The sequence below is a fragment of the Clostridium sp. CCUG 7971 genome (assembly GCF_017590215.1).
Classification (GTDB): domain Bacteria; phylum Bacillota; class Clostridia; order Peptostreptococcales; family Peptostreptococcaceae; genus Faecalimicrobium.
On record NZ_JAFFPK010000123.1, the window covers coordinates 1 to 17,669 of the forward strand.

The window sequence follows — 17,669 nt, forward strand, 5'->3', positions numbered from 1 at the left end:
CATTGAACTGAATAAAAATATCCAGTAAACATATTTATTTTTAGTCTTTTGTCTTATATAAAAATATCCTTTTATTAGACATATTTCAAATATCATAAACATCGTGAAATATAAAAGACTAACGTCTCTTCCTACTATTATAAATATCATGAATATACTTGCTATTATTCCATAATATTTTATGTTTTTACCTAGTAAACCTAATACTACTGCTGGTATTAATGTTAATAATAATATATAAAGGTAGAAGTAATCTCCGTATTGTGAAAAAGTCATTATAACTCAGCCATTAATTTCTTTCTATCTATTTTCCCATTTGTATTCATAGGGAACTCATCTATAACAGTTACATTTCTAGGTATCATATATTGTGGTAGATATTTTGATAGTTCTTTCTTTATTAATGTACCATTTTTTATGTTACTTAATTCATTCTTTTCTTTTAACTGAACTATACCTTTTAAATACGCTATTTTATCATTTTTGTATATAGGAATTACTATTGCATTTTTTATATTATCAACTTTTCTTAGGTTATTTTCTATATCTTCTATTTCTATTCTATATCCATTTAGCTTAACTTGGAAATCAACTCTTCCAGAATAATATATTCTGCCTTCATTCATATAACCAATATCTCCAGTTTTATAAGCTCTATGCTTTACATTGTTTATTTCATCAACATAAAATACTTCATCTGTTTTTTCTTTATTATTAAAGTAACCTTTTGAAACTGATGGACCTATTATTATAATCTCACCCTTTTCTCCATCTTTAACTTCTATCCCATCTTCATCAACTATTTTAATTCTACAATTATCCATAGGATATCCTACTGGTAAACTTACTTCATCTTCAATATGTTCTAAAGTTATATCATTTACACTTACACCAACTGTTGCTTCTGTTGGTCCATATCCATTTATAACTCTTATTTTTGGGAATCTTTCTATAAGCTCTTTAGCAACATTTTTAGGTAAAACTTCACCTATAAATATCATCGATTCAAGATTTGGCATCATCTCTTGATTAAAGCTTGCATCAGATAAACAAACACCTGCAAATGATGGTGTTGATACCCATACTGACATATTCGATTTACTTAGCTCATTAAATAATAATTTATAGTCTGCCAATACCTTCTTAGATATTGAAAATAATGTTGCTCCATTTACTAAACCAGGGTATATACTTGTAACTGATAAGTCAAATGAATATGCAGCTTGATTCATCATAACTTTTTCGCTTCCGTCTACTTTTAGACAAGGACTCATCCAGTCTACAAAGCTATCTAAATTATCAGAACTTATTTGTACACCTTTTGGTTTACCTGTACTTCCTGATGTAAATAATATATATGCATTTTCATCTTCTTTTACCCAATTTTCACTAGATATTGATTGATCTTTATATTCTTTTATTAAGTCTTTAAGTTTTTCTTCATTTATTACTATAACGTCTTCAAATTCAACATCTTCACCAAAGTTAAATAAAACTTTTGGCTTAACTTCTTCAATTACAGCTTTTGCTCTTTCTATTGGAAAACTTGTATCAATAGGAACATATGCTCTACCAGATTTTAAAGAACCTATCATACAAGGCATCATCATATTTTCCTTATTTCCATATACTACAGCAGGTATATTTTCATCACCATGTATAGATTTTAAATATACGGCAATAGCTTCTGAATAATCATTTAAATCTCTATATGAAAGTTTTTCACCTTCACAGATTATTGCAATTCTATCAGTACTAGCATATTTTTTTATACTTTCAATAATTTTCATAGGTATATCTCCTTAATTAAAATTCATTATATACAAATGGGATTTGCTTAAATGGTGTAAATATCAATATTAATATTGCTATTATTATAATTAGAGTGAAACAAATACTCTTCATTAGATCTTTATTACTGATCAAACTTTTTATATAACTTTTCACTAACATCTACCCATCCTTTCGTTCCAAGATGCATTACATCTCTTAAATAATATTTTTCTGTTTCTTTATCTCTTAAATCCATAACTTCAAATCCATAACTTTTAGATATAGATATTATTTTGTCGTAAAGTTCATGTCTTTCTTCTTTTGATATACCTGTTAAATTGTAATATTTATCCATAGAAGGTAACATCACTATTACAGGTTTTATTCCTAATTCTTTACATATTTTTAATTTAAGCTCATAATCTTTAAGTTCCTTAGATTCTAGTAAGTTAATATCTTTGTATCTACCTTTAACTTTGTCTAGCCCATTTTTAAAATGCTTTTTGTAGTAGCCTTTATCAATATTAAGGTCATTTTTTCCTACTCTTTTTTTAGCATCTTCTATTGCTTTAGCTTTTTCTTTTTCCCAATCAATGGTTCCTTTTGGTGTGTGTTTTTTAGCATCATTTAACGATACTAATTCTTTATAAAGTAGACCCTTTTCTTTAAGTCTTACGAAATATTTTCTTAGCTCAAGATATGGCTTCAATAAAAACTTCTCAGTTTTTGAAATAAAATCATTTGAATTGTATAATTTTGCATAAACATATTCTGCTTTATATTCAGCAGATTCTTTTAAAAGTTCTTCACTTCTAGCAACTAGTTTAGTTTTACTTTCTTTAGATATTTTTGGATTATCCAAGAAATTATAAAATTGTGATGGAGAAAATCTAAATTGATAGTGCCCTTCAGTTACTCCTTCTTTATCCATAAACCATTGCATCGATATTAGTAACGCTACTTTTTTATTTTTAATATCTGGGTCTAAACTCCCTAATATTGTTGCATCTTGCAAACTTTGAGTGTATGCCCTTCCTATAGTTGCTACACCATTTTTACTTCTATTGGTGTTGAAATAGTATGTCGGGTGTTGTTTTGTTGAATGACCTAACTCAGAAGAGCCTAATATAAGAGCATCTTCTCTCTCTAAAAAATAATTATTTGCTATGCTTCCTTTATCTTTTATATCACTTAACGAATCATTCATAATCGTAGTTAAATCTTTGTTTTTTAATAAATCTTTTATCTTTAAATCAAAAAAATTATTTATCCCTAATACAAATATCATACCTAATATAAATGGCATAACTACGTAACCTATTTTTTTCATTCTCAGCTCCTAATAATTATTTAAATACTCTATTTTACAATGTTTAATATTAAACATTGTTTTTTAATCACTTATATAATATTGCACATTTATTTTACTTAATCAATAGTTTTCATCGTTTTGTTATTTTTTGTTACTTTTTGCGTTCCCTTTAAAATGTTTTTATTTTAAATTATATTACAATTAAAACGGTTTACATAATCATTTTTTTCCCTAAAGTTTGTATTTCAGTCCCAAAAAAATGCATTTCAGTCCACTTTCGATATTTTTATGAATTAAATATGCTAAAATATATCGATGAATCTTTTCCCCTAAATTTACTACCCCTAAGTAAATTTAGTTAAGTAAATAACATTCGTATTTTACAAAAATATTTTCTTATGAATTTTATTTATTTAGTTAGTAAATCCGAAATAAATAGGCAATGATATATATAATACATATTAGCTTATCAATATTTATTTCAGACATACCCAAATAAAAAGGTATTAGCTTTATAGCTAATACCTTTTTAAATTATAATTCTAAATCCTAAGAGTATAAATCTATTGACTTACAAATTCAGCCCCTCTTTCAGTTTTAACATTTAGTGTACCTAAACGAATTCTAACACTTTTTCCAGATTCATCTTCGTATTCTTCTATTTTACCAATTACTTCTATCCAATCATTCCGCTTAGGCATTTTTTTATCTCCTATAAATTCAATACATGCTATTCCATCATTTCCACAGCATCCTGGTGATCGTCTAGAAACATAGTTAATGGTTCTTCCATCCATTTCAAGTGGATCATAAAATCCTTCTATTTTAATAGTTCTTCCAATATAGTCATTTGGGTTAGTAAAAACATCATCAAGTTGCGCTATAAACATTTTTTCTTTGATTTCTATTACCATATCATCATTTGTAGAAACTATTTCTTTTTGACTATTTACTTTTACTTTAGAATTTGAACATCCAGTAAACAATAATAAAAATAATAATATTAATAAACGCTTTATTATTTTCATATTCTAACTCCTTTTACTACATTTTATCTTCTCAAATATTGTAGCTAGTACAAAAATAATTATGTTTACTATTACAATACTAGCTCCAGTAGGTGTTGATAATTTATATGATATAACCATACCTATGCAAAATGATAATATTGATACCACCCCTGAACTAATAACTACTGTTTTAAAGCTCTTAAATATTTTCATTGATATTATCGCTGGAAAAATAATTAAACTTGATATAAGCATAGCTCCCATCATCCTCATCCCAAGAACAATAGTTATAGCAGTTAGAATTGATATCATCATATTATAAAAAGATACATTTATGCCTGTTGATTGTGCAAAATTTTCATCAAAAGTAATTGAAAATATTTTATTATAATAAATTGTAAATAAAAATAATACTACTATAGATAAAATTACACTTAAATACACATCATCTTTACTCATTGCTAGAATACTTCCAAACATATAGTTACATACATCTGTATTCATTCCAGTTGTCAATGCTATTGATATTACACCTATAGCTAATGAACTAGACGATATAATTGCTATAGCAGAATCACCTTTTATTTTACTAGTTTCTTTAATTCTAAGTAATAAGAAAGCTACTATAACAACGACTGGTATTGATAGCTTTAATGGTGCAACACCTAAAGCTACTGCTATAGATATTGCTCCAAATGAAACATGAGATAATCCTTCACCAATCATTGAATATTTTTTTAAAACTAGACTTACACCTAATAAAGAACAGCATAGTGACACTAAAATCCCCACTATCATAGCTCTTAAAACAAATGGATAAGATACCATCTCTGAAACTACATTAATCATTACTTCCACCACCTAAAAATCTCTTTCCAACTTCACTTTGTTTATAGTCTTTTACATCACCAAAAAACAACAAGTCATTGCTCATATGTAATATTTTATTAGCGTAGTTTAGAGATGTTTTTATATCATGAGATACCATAATAATAGAAAGTTCATATTCTTTATTTAAATTATCTATCATATTATACATATCTAGTGTAGATTTTTGATCTAATCCAGTTATAGGTTCATCCATTATGATTAACTTATCTGTAGCACATAAAGCTCTTGCAATAAGAACCCTCTGTTGTTGACCTCCTGATAATTCACTATAACATCTATTTTTCAAGTTTAATATTTTTAATTTTCTCATGCTTTCACAAGCTAATACTTTATTTTCTTTGCTATAAAACGGAAATATGCTATTTCTTCTTATACACCCAGATAGTACAACTTCATAAACTGTGGCTGGAAAATTTCTTTGAATATCACTTTGCTGAGGAATATATCCAATAGTTGATTTTTTTAATTCTTCACTTATGAAAATATTTCCTTTATATGGTTTTATTAACCCTAATATACCTTTTACCAATGTACTTTTCCCAGAACCATTTTCACCAATTATACATAAGTAATCACCTTTTGAAACTTTAAAATCAACATTTTTTACTACAACATTATTTTCATATGAAAAACTTATATTCTTACATTCTACTAAGTTCATATTTATTCTAAGCCTTCCTTTAGGTTAGTAATGTTGTTATTCATTATATCTATATATGTAATACCTTTATTAAATTCTTCCTTTGTAACATTGTGCGCTGAATGTAGTAATAGTACTTTAGCTCCTGTTTCTTCACTAATTGTTTTAGCTATTTTTTTATTGCTCATTTCAATATGATAAATGGCAGGTATTTTATTTTCTTTTACTTTGTTTATTAAATATGTAACTGTTTCAATGCTAGGTTCTGTTTGTGTGCTACACCCATTAAAAGCTGCTCTATATGTTAATCCATAATCATCTACAAGATACCTAAATGGAAACTTATCTCCGAAAACAAGCATTTTTCTTTTAGCTTTAGATACTGTATCTATAAGTAATTTATCTAATTTTTCAAGTTCCTTTATGTACTTTTCATAATTTGTGTTATAACCTTTTGAATTAATATTATCTACTTTAACTAAAGTATCTTTAATACCTTCTACCATCCTTATTGCATTTTTAGGAGAAGTCCAAATATGCTCGTCATATTCTTCCTCATCTTCATGATCCTGATTATTATTTTCACCATTTTGTTCTAATTCTTCCTTTTCATGATCATGTTCATCCTCAGGTTCCATGCCTTCTACTTCCTCTTCTTTTACAGCCTTAACATAATCCATCATCTTAATAATATTTACTTTTTTTGTATCTATAGAATCTATTACTTTATCAATCCATGCCTCTGCTTCACCACCATTGTAGATAAATACATCTGCATTTTGAATTGCTATAATATCTTCAGGAGTAGGCTCAAAAGAGTGACTATCTTGACCTGGCGATAAAAGTAATTTAACATCTGCCTTATCTCCAGCTATTTGTTTAACAAAATCGTATTGAGGGAATAAAGTTGTAACTATATGTAATTTATCTTTTTTTAAACTTGTCTTATTTTTATCATCTTCCTTATTTTTTGTATTCGTGCACCCTGTTAATATAGAAGATATCATTAAAATTGTAGACAATACAATAACAGTAATTTTCTTCATTTTATACTACCTTTCTGACTTGCCTCTACAATTATTACAAATACCGTAGAAGACAGTCTTTGCGTTATTAATTATAAAGTTATGTTCTTTTAAGATATGATTATTTACATCTTCTAAATAAGAACATTCTAGATGTATTAACTCTTTACATTCTGTACATTTCATATGAAAATGCTGATGGCAATCTTCATGATCACCTATGTATTGATAACATGATCCTGCACCTTCTTCAATATAATACTTTCTTAGTAAATCATCACTCGTTAATTTTTCCATGTATCTATATACTGTTGTTCTTCCTACCTTATTGCCTTGCTCCTCTAAGTATTTAAATACTTCATCTATTGTTACATGTCTATCTTCATTTTCTTTTAAATAATCTAAGATTATCTCTCTTTGCTTTGTTTTGTATTCGGTTTTCTTATTCATGAATAATACCTCCTAAATTAATATTATTAATGTTTATTTTATTTGTCAATATGAAATTGAAATCAGATTTCAATTTCTTTTTCTATAAAATATTATATTATTCCTATTTTTTATTTACATATAAATTAATCTGTTATTGTCTTGTCTATTTTTGAATTATTTACTTATAAATTCGTTTAATATAATTATACCTGTAATATATATATTTAATAAACTAAATAGACATTAAAATATTGTCTGTAGAGTATAATATTTATATTTGACCTAATTCTAATTTTTAAATTTCGAATAAAAAGAAGCCTTAATAAAATTAAGGCTTCTTTGCTTTATTTTGATTTATTTATTTGAAAAAATTCTTTTGTATATTTTCTAACTTCTGGTACTAATATAATTAAAGCTATAAGATTTGGTATTATAAGTAATCCAAGAGCACAATCTTGAATTAACCATACTATATCAATACTAATTAAAGCTCCTACAATACTGAATATAGGAAAAACATACTTAAAATTAATTGCTATTTTTTCACCAAATATGTAATTTAAACCTACATATCCAAAGTACCACTGACTTATAAGAGATGTTAATGAAAATAAAATTAAACTTATAGATACAATATATCTTAGTATTGGATGTATAGTTCCAAATGCATTTATTACTAAAATAGATGGATCTGCTCCACTATCTAATACACCTGTACACCCTAATATTAAACCTGTTATCGTACATATTACGATTGTGTCTATAAATACTTCAGTAACACCAAATATAGCTTGTTCAGCAGGATGACTTACATTTGCAGTTGAGTGAATTACCGGCGCTGATCCTTCTCCAGCTTCATTTGAATATAATCCCCTTGCTACACCAAATCTCATAGCTTCCTTTATAGTATGGCCAGCTATACCACCAATACTAGATTCAATAGTAAACGCACTTTTAATTATCTGTATTATAGTTCCCGGAACTTTATCTATATTAATTAATATTAATAATAAGCCAAATAAAATATAAAATATAGCCATTATTGGAACAACTCTTTGAGTAACACTTGCTAATCTTTTAAGTCCACCAGATACTATGATAAATACTATCGTAACCAATAATATTCCCGTTATTAATGATGGTACATTGAATGAATTTTTCATAACTCCAGATATAGCATTAGATTGTATAAAATTCCCACCTATTATTTGTACAGTCATAAGTAAAGCAGTTATGCTACCTAGTATAGGTAATTTTAATCCCTTCGAAATATAATACATAGGTCCGCCTACGTACTCCCCTTTATTATTTTTCTCTCTATAAATAATACCTAAGATAATTTCACCATATTTTGTTGCCATACCTAAAAATGCAGCTACCCACATCCAAAATATTGCTCCCAATCCTCCAGAAACAAGTGCTGTAGATACACCTATAATATTCCCACTCCCTACACATCCAGCTAAAGCTGTACACATAGCTTGGAAAGATGTTATGGTTCCGTCAGAATTATCTCTTTTAGACTTTTGTTTAATTGGATTCATTATCGTTTGTTTTATTATATATGGAAATTTTCTAAGCTGAACAAAATCCGTTGCAAAGGAGTACAAAATGCCCACTGATAAAAGTATATATAATAACCAATTTCCCCATAAAATACTCGCAAGTTTCCTCAAAAAAAGTTCCAAATTTTCCATATTGACCTCTCTTAATATCTATAAATTTATTTCGATTTTATATCATCTATAAATATCGGATTACTCCATGCTATTTTTCCATATTTATCAACACATTCTATTCTTATATATGTTTCATTTCCTCTTAACTCAAATTTCGCACTTGTTATACTATCTTCATTAGGAGTTCCCCAATATGAAAATCCTCCATTTATAGCATTTCCAGACATAAAGTTTACATGGTTCACAGAAGAACATTCTACATATGCAACTCCATCTTTTATTCCAAAATCATATATTTCAGGTCCTGATGAAGAGTAATAATCTCCATCGATTAAAGAGTTGATTATATTATCATGATCTAATGATCTCGCTTTAACCATTATCCATCCTCCAAATGAATCTGGTAAACACTCTTCATTATGATTATCATCTGATGCAAATGCATAAACTCTATTTCCTTTTCTTAACATAGTATCCCAATGAGTAGTATCATATCCTGTATTGCTTTCTAATACAGTACCATGATTATATATTTCAAGAGCAAATATACCTTTTGTGTCTATAAAATCATCTTGATCCACTCTTGACCACAATGGATGATTATAAGTTGATATACAACCCTTAGCTCGCATCAAATCCGCTATTTCTTGAGCTGTTTTAGATCCTTTCCATACCAATGGTTCTAATTTTTCCATATGCTTAAATAGGTTATCCTTAGATTTTTTTTGCATCTCACTAGTTCCTAATATACCATGCAAGTGATGTATTTTTTTTCTTTGTTTATTTTCATCATACATTATGCTTGAGCATTCAATTCCTGGTAATAGTATAAATCCATCACTATTTAGCTCTTCCCTAAAATCAGTATATATATCATGCTCACTTAAACACATAAATGAATACCCTCTATCTTTGTATAGTTTTACTGATTCATGTGGTGTTAGATTTCCATCCGAAACTGTTGTATGGCTATGTAAGTTTCCTTTATACCATTGTCCATCTTTTTTAAAACCTCTAATATTTATATTTTTCATCTTAGCATTTCTCCTAATTTAAAGTTATTTTTTAACAATAAATATATCTATTTATAAAGTGTTAATTTATATTATAAAATATTACTGAGCTTGTTTACGCTTTATAACATGTACTAGATAAGAACTTATTAAAAATCCTACAATTGAAAATCCTATCATAGTAATAAACACCATCTTATACCCAGGTAATCCAGGACTTTTATCTAACATACTTCCATAAAGAGTATACGCAAATGTTGAAGGGAAATATCCTACAAGAGACCCTATCGACATTGCTGCACCACTTATCTCTATTGGAACCTTTATTTCATCCATTGGAGCGAAGAAAACTGCTCTCATCGTAAATATTATTGCTCCAAAACCTAGGGTAAGAGACATACCTAAATATATGCTCATTGATTCATGAGGTAAGAAAACTATTACTGTCATAGCAACTGCTGCAACAATAAATGCAGCTCTTATATATTTAGCTGTCGATTTAGTAACTTTATCTGCTAAGAATCCTCCTACTGGACCACCTACCATTTTTAATCCATATTGATTTATTATACCATATGCCCCTACTAAAGTTGCTGGCATAGCATATACTTCATTTAAAAATGGTATAAAATATGTAAGTCCACAGTATACACAGTATACAGAGAATATTGTAAAAGCAACAACCCATATTTCTTTCATCTTTATAGCTCTAAGCATACCTTGAAACGCTGCTAAGTTCTTACCAATTTTTTCTCCTGTTTCATTTACGTCTCTTACTTCATCGTGAGGAACAGTAAAGAATGATATTATACCTGCAATTATAACAACCGCTGAAAATAATAATATGGCTGCTTTAAGTCCTTCCGCACTTTCATTCATAAAATAGAATACAGATAATGCTGAAAATGCTACTATTGTATCAACTACTCCACGTCCAGCTTCTAAGAAGCCGAATATTCTACCTTGTTCTTTTTCAGTAGCTGTAAGTCTAACAGCTTTTAAAAGTACTGGCCAATAAGTAACTTCTCCAAATATAGCAAGTATAGCAAATGCTACTAAGAAACCTGTATATGTTGGGAATGTTGATAGATAAATTCCTACAAGTCCAACTCCTATCAATGAGAAAGATATCATGTACTTTTTCGAAAATCTATCTGACAAATAAATTGAAAATATTAGTCCTACTGTTTGAACTATTCCATATGTAGATAGAGCCATTCCTATCTGAGTGTGAGATAGCCCCATATATTGCTGCATTGGTATATAAAATGCATCCTTAAGTGAACTAAGCTTAAAAATTGTTCCAGCCCCTAGTACAAGGATTGCAAATGTAAACCACCTATTACAAGCATATTTTGTCTTTGTCTGTAATTCTTTTTCTTTCATCCTGAACCTCCATAAATAATTTTGTAAAATCGTTTTCATTTACTTTATGTATTGCTACTAACTTATTATGTTTATCATTATAGTTGTTTTTTTTAGCTTATTCAAGTTTTTTATTGGTTTTTATTGTTTTTTGTTGGTTTTTTTGTAGTTTTTTATGATTTTATGCTCAAAAAGTGGATTTTTATAATTTTATGATATATAATTTATAATTACTTCCTACAATATGCAATTTATTGCTATTTTAGGATCATGTAGAATATTCATTTTTACTATTAAAAATATAAATTTATATTGGAGGTGATATTTATCATAGCTGAAGAAAGATATGCAAAATTTTAAACAAATTAAAATGTGATGGAATAGTAAAAACGTCTGATCTTAAATTAGAGTTAAATGCATCTTCTGAAACTATCAGAAAAGATCTTAAATACCTTGATGAATCTGGATACTTAGATAGAGTTCATGGTGGAGCTATTCCCAAGAATAATGTGAAATCTGATGAACATGTATACATCTCATTTGGAGTACGTCAATCTCAAAATTCAGATATGAAGCAATCTATAGCTATTGAAGCTTCAGAATTAATTCAAGACGGACAATCTATAGGACTAGATTCTGGAACTACATCCTATGAACTTGCTAAAGTTTTAAAAAAGAAATTTAATAATCTTACAATAGTTACTAACTCTTTAATGAATGCTCATGAATTAGTAGATAAAAAAGGATTTACTGTAATTGCAACAGGTGGAGTACTTACACCTGATGAAAATTCATTTGTATCTGATTTTGCTACTCTTATACTAGATAAAATAAATTTAGATATGATGTTTTTAACTACTTGTGGAGTTTCACTAGACAACGGTATAACAGATCAAAGAATGGATGAAGTCGTTGTTCATAATAAAATGAAAGATTGTGCTAAAAAAGTAGTAGTTTTATCTGACAGTACAAAATTTAATGAAATCTCCCTTATTAGAGTATGCTCTCTTGATGATGTTGATTGTATAGTTACTGACTCTAAAATTGATACGGAATTAGTTGATAAGTTTAGAGAACAAGGACATAATATAATTATCTCTGAATAAATAATTTAATTATTGTATAAATATAAAAAAGCTATTGTGAACTGTACAATAGCTTTTTTATATTTAATCTTGTAAATAATAAATAGTATTTCTATTACTATTTATTATTTAAAACTAACTCTAAAGATGTATCAGAGAAAAACGTGTTTGCATTATATAAAAATAGAGTATCTGTTATCTTTTCTTCTTCAATTAATTTATCAATATCATCATAGTAATATCTTGGGTCTACAACTACTATTTCTTTAAAATGAGGTGTTAGAAATGGTATAAAGTTATTTGCATATGAATCTTTGAATATAAGAAGTCTTCTATCTTCCTTAGATGTTGTTTTTATTTTAGTTAGAGGATGATTTCCTCCTAAAAATACTGCGTACTTATCTTTTACACTTAATTTTGAGCTATCATAAAAAGATGCAGACTTTTTTTGTTCCTCTACATAGTTAACTACATATTCGTCATTTTTATTTTTAGGTATATAAACTTCTATGTAATCCGCTTCCTTTGCCTTATATCCACTTTTAGAAGATAAAGTTCCAAAAAAACTATCTGATACCTTTTTTACATCATACTTAATTTTTTCTATATTAATATTCATGCTATTTGCTGCTTCTAAAAAGGTATAATAAGACCCTAAAGTTGTCCAGTGATGATCTGTCTTATAGTAAATATACTCTTTATTATGGTCTTTTAATGCCTTATATGCATCTATAAAATTCACATTTTTATTTAATTTATCTTTAAAATTATCAATGTATTTTTTTTGACTTACAGTAGGTGCAAATATAGGAAGATTATTCTCTAATATTTCTATTGCATTGGGTGCTATTATAAAATGTTGTTTTATGTTTTTATATTTATCTGAGAATTTATTTATAGTATCCAAATTAGATTTTATAATCTTTGAATTTGGCTCTTTAAATTCTTCAATTAAATAATTATATTTACTTAAATAAACACCATTAGATTTATTTTTTCCTAACATTTTATCAAAACTTGTTTTGACTTCTATCCATAAATCTCTATTTATAAATTGATCTATTTTATACTTTTCATATTTTTTTGGAAACTTTCCTTCTACTAATTTTTCAACTGTAAACTTAGGCTTTTTAGCTAATATTCTATTTTCAGACTCTGAAATTTTATATCTTTTTTAGTATGTTAAAAGTTACTATAATAACAAGAAATATTATAAATATAAAGCTCATTATTATATAGTATCTCTTAGTATTTTTGTTATCATATTTTTTATTATCCATAATCATTCTCCTTTAATTTCCTTAAAATCTAAAGTATAAGAAAGGATTGTATGTCTCATTTACTAAATAAGATATAGATAATATCATTACTGATATATTAATAAATATAGCCATTGATAAGCCTACAATTTTTCCTTTTTTTATTACTATTTTAAATACTTTACTTACTATAGGTGTTGAGCACAGTGATAGCACTGCAAATAATATTAAGTTAGTGTATAAATAATATAAGCCAATTGAATCTACTAGACTATTTCCAGCTAATCCAAACATAACTCCTATGTAATTTAAAGCATAACTTAAATTTTCACTTCCAAAGAATATCCAACCTACCATAATTAATACCATAGTATAAATATGTCTTAAAGGTTTTGGTAATCTTTCTAGTAATTTATTTAATATAGTTTTTTCTATAAATAATATAGTCCCATAGTAAAGCCCCCAAACGATAAAGTTCCAGCTGGCACCATGCCATAAACCTGTAAGTAGCCAAACTACAAATATATTTCTTATACTTTTTAATTTACTTACTCTATTTCCCCCTAGAGGTATATATATGTATTCCTTAAACCATGATCCTAGTGATATATGCCATCTTCTCCAAAATTCAGATACACTAGTTGATATATATGGATAATTAAAGTTTTCTATAAAATCAAATCCAAACATTTTTCCAAGACCTATGGCCATATCTGAATAACCACTAAAATCAAAATATATCTGGAATGTATAAGCTATTATACCTATCCAAGATGTTAACACAGATATATTATCTATATTTGAAGATTGGATAGTTGTCCATACCATACCTATGTTATTAGCTAATAAAACTTTTTTACATAGCCCCTTTAAAAATCTATCTATGCCTAAACCGAACTTAGGAATAGATTCTTCTCTATAATTAAGCTGTCTATCTATATCTTGATATCTTACAATTGGACCTGCTACTAATTGAGGAAACATAGTTACATACAATCCAAGTGAAATTAAATTTTTCTGTACTTTCACTTTCCCTAAATATACATCTACTATATAAGATAATATTTGGAATGTGTAAAATGATATACCTACTGGAAGTGGTAGTTGCTTATATGCTATATTTAAACCAAATAACATATTTATATTTTCAATTAAAAATCCATAGTATTTAAAAAATCCTAGAATAAATAGATTTGCTAAAACTGTGAATATCAATATATTTTTACATCTAATATTTCTTTTATTATCGTCTATAACTCTACCCATTATAAAGTTAAATATTGTTGTAAATATCATTAATAAAACATACACAGGTTCCCCCCATGCATAAAACACTAAGCTTATTAATAATAATATTAAATTTCTCATATTTCTTGGAGTAATATAATATAATAATAAACTTATAGGTAAAAAAGTGAATATAAAAATAATACTGCTAAAAACCATAACCGCTCACATTCCTTATTTATTTTTTATACTTTTGATAAATTCTTCTTTAATTTCTTCAGCTTTATTTGATACTACGAAAAAAACATATTTATCTTCTATCTTCATTTCATAATTATCTAATAACCCAACCTGGTCTACACCATATCCATTAAAATTCTCTATCTGCCTGTTTACTCTAGACTCTATGCTTTCTTCTATAAAATCTACCTTTTCCAAGTCCTTTGCCTTTAAGACTAACATTTCATCTACATCCATATTAGACTTAGGAGTATATAAAACAAAATCTTCCAAATCATCTGGATTTATTCCATAAAATCTTCTAAGTGTTTTTTGATTACCTTTTTCCATACTCTCAGTATCAATATTTTTAATTAAATTAGATTCAATATCATTTATAGATACATTTATTTCACTTGAACATCCCATAGTAAATATTGATATATTTATAACCATAATTGCCAACATTTTTTTTATATGTATTTTCATTTCTTTATCCTCATTAACTTATAAATTTGATTTATCTAAGAGAACTCTTAGCCATAATGGATAGAAACCTATTTTCATATGCACTCCATCTTTTTCAAATAAATTAGGATTTTTAACTACTATATCTTTACTCTCTATAAAAGTTAGCCCTAGCCTATTACACATATCTTTAAGGGCATTATTAAATTCATCTAATTTATAATAGAACTTATCCTCATCTATAACTTTTTGTTGTACGGGTAAAATTGAGCATATATATATTTTACTTTTAGGTAACTTTGACTTTAAATCTTGTATTAGTTTTTCATAAGATAAGATAAATTTATTAGCATCTCCTCTAAAGTATGGTATGTCATTCATTCCATAGGCCATAAATATATTAGATGGGTATAAATTGACAGCTAAATTTACATCTTTTTTAGCAGTTGATGTATTTCTTCCTTTATATGCTACTACAGAGGATTTATTTAATATGTTATATTCTATTAAAGATTCTGATATTGAATCTCCCATTATTACAGAATTCTCAAATATCTGTTTTAAATCCTTATCCTTTATATCTTTTTTCTTATCCTTTATATCTTTTTTCTTATTCATATCATCTATTTTATTTTCAACTTCTATAACATCTTTAAATTCAAGTTTTTTGATTAACTCTACACCACTTGATATGATCTTAGAATTCTCAATCGAACTATTAAAACTGTCTTCAGCTTGAGAAGTTATATATCTACTACTTACTAAACCCACAAAAACTAAACCTACTAATATAAGAGTAGATTTTATTATTTTATCACGTATTTTTCTTCTAATTTTCATGCCTAAACCCTAGCCTTATATTCTGTTTATAGTATATTTTTATCGATTATTTTGTATATTTGAATATCAATCTTATCTTTAGCAACTACTCTGTAATTATACTCACCTCCAAATTTTTATGATTTCTTAAAATTATTAGATAAAATTTTCATGACATTCCGTATTTCGACAAAAATCTTTTTAATTCTATTCTTAACTTCACTATATCATAAATTTTTAATATAAAAATTTACACTGTTGTAATCACTGTTTACAATTTTGTAATTATAATTTACACTGTTATTACAACTTTTTTAGTATAGTATTTTTTATATTTTTATATGAATTTTTATTAATTTTATTTAAATATAAAAAAGCATCTACAATATTATTTTGTAGATGCCTTATATATATTTACATATCAATCTATGAACGTTACAACCTCTTCTAAAGGTTTACGAGGTGGTTGATTTGGAGTATTATCTTCTGGTACTCCTAAAGAAATCATAGACATTAATTCGTATCCTTCTTTATTAAATCCTATAAGCTTCTCTATCTCAGTCTTAGCATGTGTAGGACCTGTCATATAACAAGTTCCATAACCCATTTCAGTTGCAGCTAATAAAATATTTTCTACTGCAGCACCTATGCCTTGAGCTGCTGATTGAGGTGATACTAATACATCAAGAACTTCTTGAGGTGCATTACTTTCTTTTAATAGCTTATATTCTATCATTTTATATTCGCATGAATATACTAATATAACTACTGGAGCATGCCTAAAGCATGTATAGTATTTTATAACACTCATATGTTTTTTAAAATCTTTTTCGTTTTTTGCAAGTTGTCCTATATTTTCATGGCTTTTAGTTACTATATCTGCCATTTCATTTATTATATCTTTATTTTGTAATACAACAAAATGCCAATTTTGTTGGTGTTTTGGAGATGGTGCATATGTCCCAGCCTTTAATAATTCAACTATATCTTCTTTTGGAACTGGTGTATTTTTAAACTGTCTTACACTCTTACGATTGTATATAAAATCTAAATTTGCCATTATGTATTTCTCCTCTTATATAATTAGTTTTATGTCAAACTAATTATATACCTATAATAGTTTTATGTCAAACTTTTTTGTTAAATATTAATTTTTCATAATATAATTATATAAATGCTAAAAATAGATACATTAGTTATTTTAATTGCAATTAAATTACTGTCTTCCTCGTAAATGCTATTCAAATAGATTTCTTAAAATTTCACAAAAAAGTATTATCAATTACTATGATAATACTTTTTTGTACTTTATATTAATTTTATTTTTCATTTTTAAATCATAAATTTTGCTATATTTAATTAATATTCGTTCATTGAAAAATAATCTTTTTCATCATTATTGAAGTTTATATTTTTTCTAGATCTATTTGAGTCTTTTAATTCAAAGTTTTC

General features: G+C 26.8%; 16 protein-coding genes and 2 pseudogenes. 2 read left to right on the top strand and 16 right to left on the bottom strand.

The window, feature by feature from the left end; genetic code table 11:
• The 11 genes and pseudogenes from JWF52_RS14925 to JWF52_RS14975 all read right to left on the bottom strand — a co-directional run.
• Positions 1 to 276: pseudogene (locus tag JWF52_RS14925) on the bottom strand (D-alanyl-lipoteichoic acid biosynthesis protein DltB); the annotation flags it as partial.
• Positions 276 to 1,790: a D-alanine--poly(phosphoribitol) ligase subunit DltA gene (gene dltA, locus JWF52_RS14930; RefSeq protein ID WP_208334334.1), complete on the bottom strand. Its 1,515-nt coding sequence runs from the start codon at positions 1,788 to 1,790 to the stop codon at positions 276 to 278. The pseudogene JWF52_RS14925 and the gene dltA, both read right to left, overlap by 1 nt.
• A 125-nt stretch (positions 1,791 to 1,915) precedes the next feature.
• The gene (dltD, locus tag JWF52_RS14935) at positions 1,916 to 3,103 is read right to left on the bottom strand and encodes a D-alanyl-lipoteichoic acid biosynthesis protein DltD (protein WP_208334335.1); all 1,188 of its coding nucleotides are present in this window, start codon (positions 3,101 to 3,103) and stop codon (positions 1,916 to 1,918) included.
• Between the two features lie 545 nt (positions 3,104 to 3,648).
• A complete protein-coding gene (locus JWF52_RS14940) occupies positions 3,649 to 4,113 on the bottom strand; it encodes a TIGR03943 family putative permease subunit (protein ID WP_208334336.1) in 465 nt (154 codons plus the stop codon).
• 3 nt (positions 4,114 to 4,116) lie between these two features.
• Positions 4,117 to 4,944, bottom strand: coding sequence for a metal ABC transporter permease (locus JWF52_RS14945; protein WP_286184209.1), 828 nt, complete (start codon positions 4,942 to 4,944; stop codon positions 4,117 to 4,119).
• Positions 4,937 to 5,647 (bottom strand): metal ABC transporter ATP-binding protein, encoded by a 711-nt coding sequence (locus JWF52_RS14950; RefSeq protein ID WP_208334337.1) that lies wholly within the window; start codon positions 5,645 to 5,647, stop codon positions 4,937 to 4,939. Before JWF52_RS14950 ends, JWF52_RS14945 begins: the two co-directional genes overlap by 8 nt.
• Positions 5,648 to 5,649: 2 nt before the next feature.
• Positions 5,650 to 6,672 carry a metal ABC transporter substrate-binding protein gene (locus JWF52_RS14955; RefSeq protein ID WP_208334338.1) on the bottom strand — a complete coding sequence of 341 codons (1,023 nt, stop codon included), beginning with the start codon at positions 6,670 to 6,672 and terminating at the stop codon, positions 5,650 to 5,652.
• 6 nt (positions 6,673 to 6,678) lie between these two features.
• Positions 6,679 to 7,101: a Fur family transcriptional regulator gene (locus JWF52_RS14960; protein ID WP_208334339.1), complete on the bottom strand. Its 423-nt coding sequence runs from the start codon at positions 7,099 to 7,101 to the stop codon at positions 6,679 to 6,681.
• A gap of 326 nt (positions 7,102 to 7,427) precedes the next feature.
• Positions 7,428 to 8,780 carry an alanine/glycine:cation symporter family protein gene (locus tag JWF52_RS14965; RefSeq protein WP_208334340.1) on the bottom strand — a complete coding sequence of 451 codons (1,353 nt, stop codon included), beginning with the start codon at positions 8,778 to 8,780 and terminating at the stop codon, positions 7,428 to 7,430.
• Between the two features lie 26 nt (positions 8,781 to 8,806).
• The gene (locus JWF52_RS14970) at positions 8,807 to 9,796 is read right to left on the bottom strand and encodes a PHP domain-containing protein (protein ID WP_208334341.1); all 990 of its coding nucleotides are present in this window, start codon (positions 9,794 to 9,796) and stop codon (positions 8,807 to 8,809) included.
• Between the two features lie 81 nt (positions 9,797 to 9,877).
• Entirely contained in the window at positions 9,878 to 11,161 is a 1,284-nt protein-coding gene (locus JWF52_RS14975) for an MFS transporter (protein ID WP_208334342.1), read from the bottom strand.
• Between the two features lie 332 nt (positions 11,162 to 11,493).
• On the opposite strand from JWF52_RS14975, the pseudogene JWF52_RS19765 reads away from it, so the two are divergent.
• Positions 11,494 to 11,625, top strand: a pseudogene (locus tag JWF52_RS19765) (DeoR family transcriptional regulator); the annotation flags it as partial.
• 24 nt (positions 11,626 to 11,649) lie between these two features.
• Positions 11,650 to 12,246, top strand: coding sequence for a DeoR/GlpR family DNA-binding transcription regulator (locus JWF52_RS14985; protein WP_208334343.1), 597 nt, complete (start codon positions 11,650 to 11,652; stop codon positions 12,244 to 12,246).
• Between the two features lie 97 nt (positions 12,247 to 12,343).
• On the opposite strand, the gene JWF52_RS14990 is transcribed toward JWF52_RS14985, so the two are convergent.
• From JWF52_RS14990 to JWF52_RS15010, 5 genes are all read right to left on the bottom strand, one after another.
• Positions 12,344 to 13,231: a DHHW family protein gene (locus JWF52_RS14990; RefSeq protein WP_286184210.1), complete on the bottom strand. Its 888-nt coding sequence runs from the start codon at positions 13,229 to 13,231 to the stop codon at positions 12,344 to 12,346.
• Positions 13,232 to 13,526: 295 nt separating this feature from the next.
• The gene (locus JWF52_RS14995) at positions 13,527 to 14,795 is read right to left on the bottom strand and encodes an MBOAT family O-acyltransferase (protein WP_502711262.1); all 1,269 of its coding nucleotides are present in this window, start codon (positions 14,793 to 14,795) and stop codon (positions 13,527 to 13,529) included.
• 150 nt (positions 14,796 to 14,945) lie between these two features.
• Entirely contained in the window at positions 14,946 to 15,419 is a 474-nt protein-coding gene (locus JWF52_RS15000; protein WP_208334345.1) for a DUF4358 domain-containing protein, read from the bottom strand.
• An 18-nt stretch (positions 15,420 to 15,437) separates the two neighbouring features.
• Positions 15,438 to 16,238, bottom strand: coding sequence for a GDSL-type esterase/lipase family protein (locus JWF52_RS15005; RefSeq protein ID WP_208334346.1), 801 nt, complete (start codon positions 16,236 to 16,238; stop codon positions 15,438 to 15,440).
• A gap of 400 nt (positions 16,239 to 16,638) precedes the next feature.
• The gene (locus JWF52_RS15010; protein WP_208334347.1) at positions 16,639 to 17,277 is read right to left on the bottom strand and encodes a nitroreductase family protein; all 639 of its coding nucleotides are present in this window, start codon (positions 17,275 to 17,277) and stop codon (positions 16,639 to 16,641) included.
• Positions 17,278 to 17,669: the final 392 nt, after the last annotated feature.

What these genes read in the sequence shown, in the direction of transcription:
- dltA (WP_208334334.1), bottom strand. Translation starts at nt 1,790, where the DNA reads ATGAAAATTATTGAAAGTATAAAAAAATATGCTAGTACTGATAGAATT.
- dltD (WP_208334335.1), bottom strand. Translation starts at nt 3,103, where the DNA reads ATGAAAAAAATAGGTTACGTAGTTATGCCATTTATATTAGGTATGATA.
- JWF52_RS14940 (WP_208334336.1), bottom strand. Translation starts at nt 4,113, where the DNA reads ATGAAAATAATAAAGCGTTTATTAATATTATTATTTTTATTATTGTTT.
- JWF52_RS14945 (WP_286184209.1), bottom strand. Translation starts at nt 4,944, where the DNA reads ATGATTAATGTAGTTTCAGAGATGGTATCTTATCCATTTGTTTTAAGA.
- JWF52_RS14950 (WP_208334337.1), bottom strand. Translation starts at nt 5,647, where the DNA reads ATGAACTTAGTAGAATGTAAGAATATAAGTTTTTCATATGAAAATAAT.
- JWF52_RS14955 (WP_208334338.1), bottom strand. Translation starts at nt 6,672, where the DNA reads ATGAAGAAAATTACTGTTATTGTATTGTCTACAATTTTAATGATATCT.
- JWF52_RS14960 (WP_208334339.1), bottom strand. Translation starts at nt 7,101, where the DNA reads ATGAATAAGAAAACCGAATACAAAACAAAGCAAAGAGAGATAATCTTA.
- JWF52_RS14965 (WP_208334340.1), bottom strand. Translation starts at nt 8,780, where the DNA reads ATGGAAAATTTGGAACTTTTTTTGAGGAAACTTGCGAGTATTTTATGG.
- JWF52_RS14970 (WP_208334341.1), bottom strand. Translation starts at nt 9,796, where the DNA reads ATGAAAAATATAAATATTAGAGGTTTTAAAAAAGATGGACAATGGTAT.
- JWF52_RS14975 (WP_208334342.1), bottom strand. Translation starts at nt 11,161, where the DNA reads ATGAAAGAAAAAGAATTACAGACAAAGACAAAATATGCTTGTAATAGG.
- JWF52_RS14990 (WP_286184210.1), bottom strand. Translation starts at nt 13,231, where the DNA reads ATGTTAGGAAAAAATAAATCTAATGGTGTTTATTTAAGTAAATATAAT.
- JWF52_RS15000 (WP_208334345.1), bottom strand. Translation starts at nt 15,419, where the DNA reads ATGAAAATACATATAAAAAAAATGTTGGCAATTATGGTTATAAATATA.
- JWF52_RS15005 (WP_208334346.1), bottom strand. Translation starts at nt 16,238, where the DNA reads ATGAAAATTAGAAGAAAAATACGTGATAAAATAATAAAATCTACTCTT.
- JWF52_RS15010 (WP_208334347.1), bottom strand. Translation starts at nt 17,277, where the DNA reads ATGGCAAATTTAGATTTTATATACAATCGTAAGAGTGTAAGACAGTTT.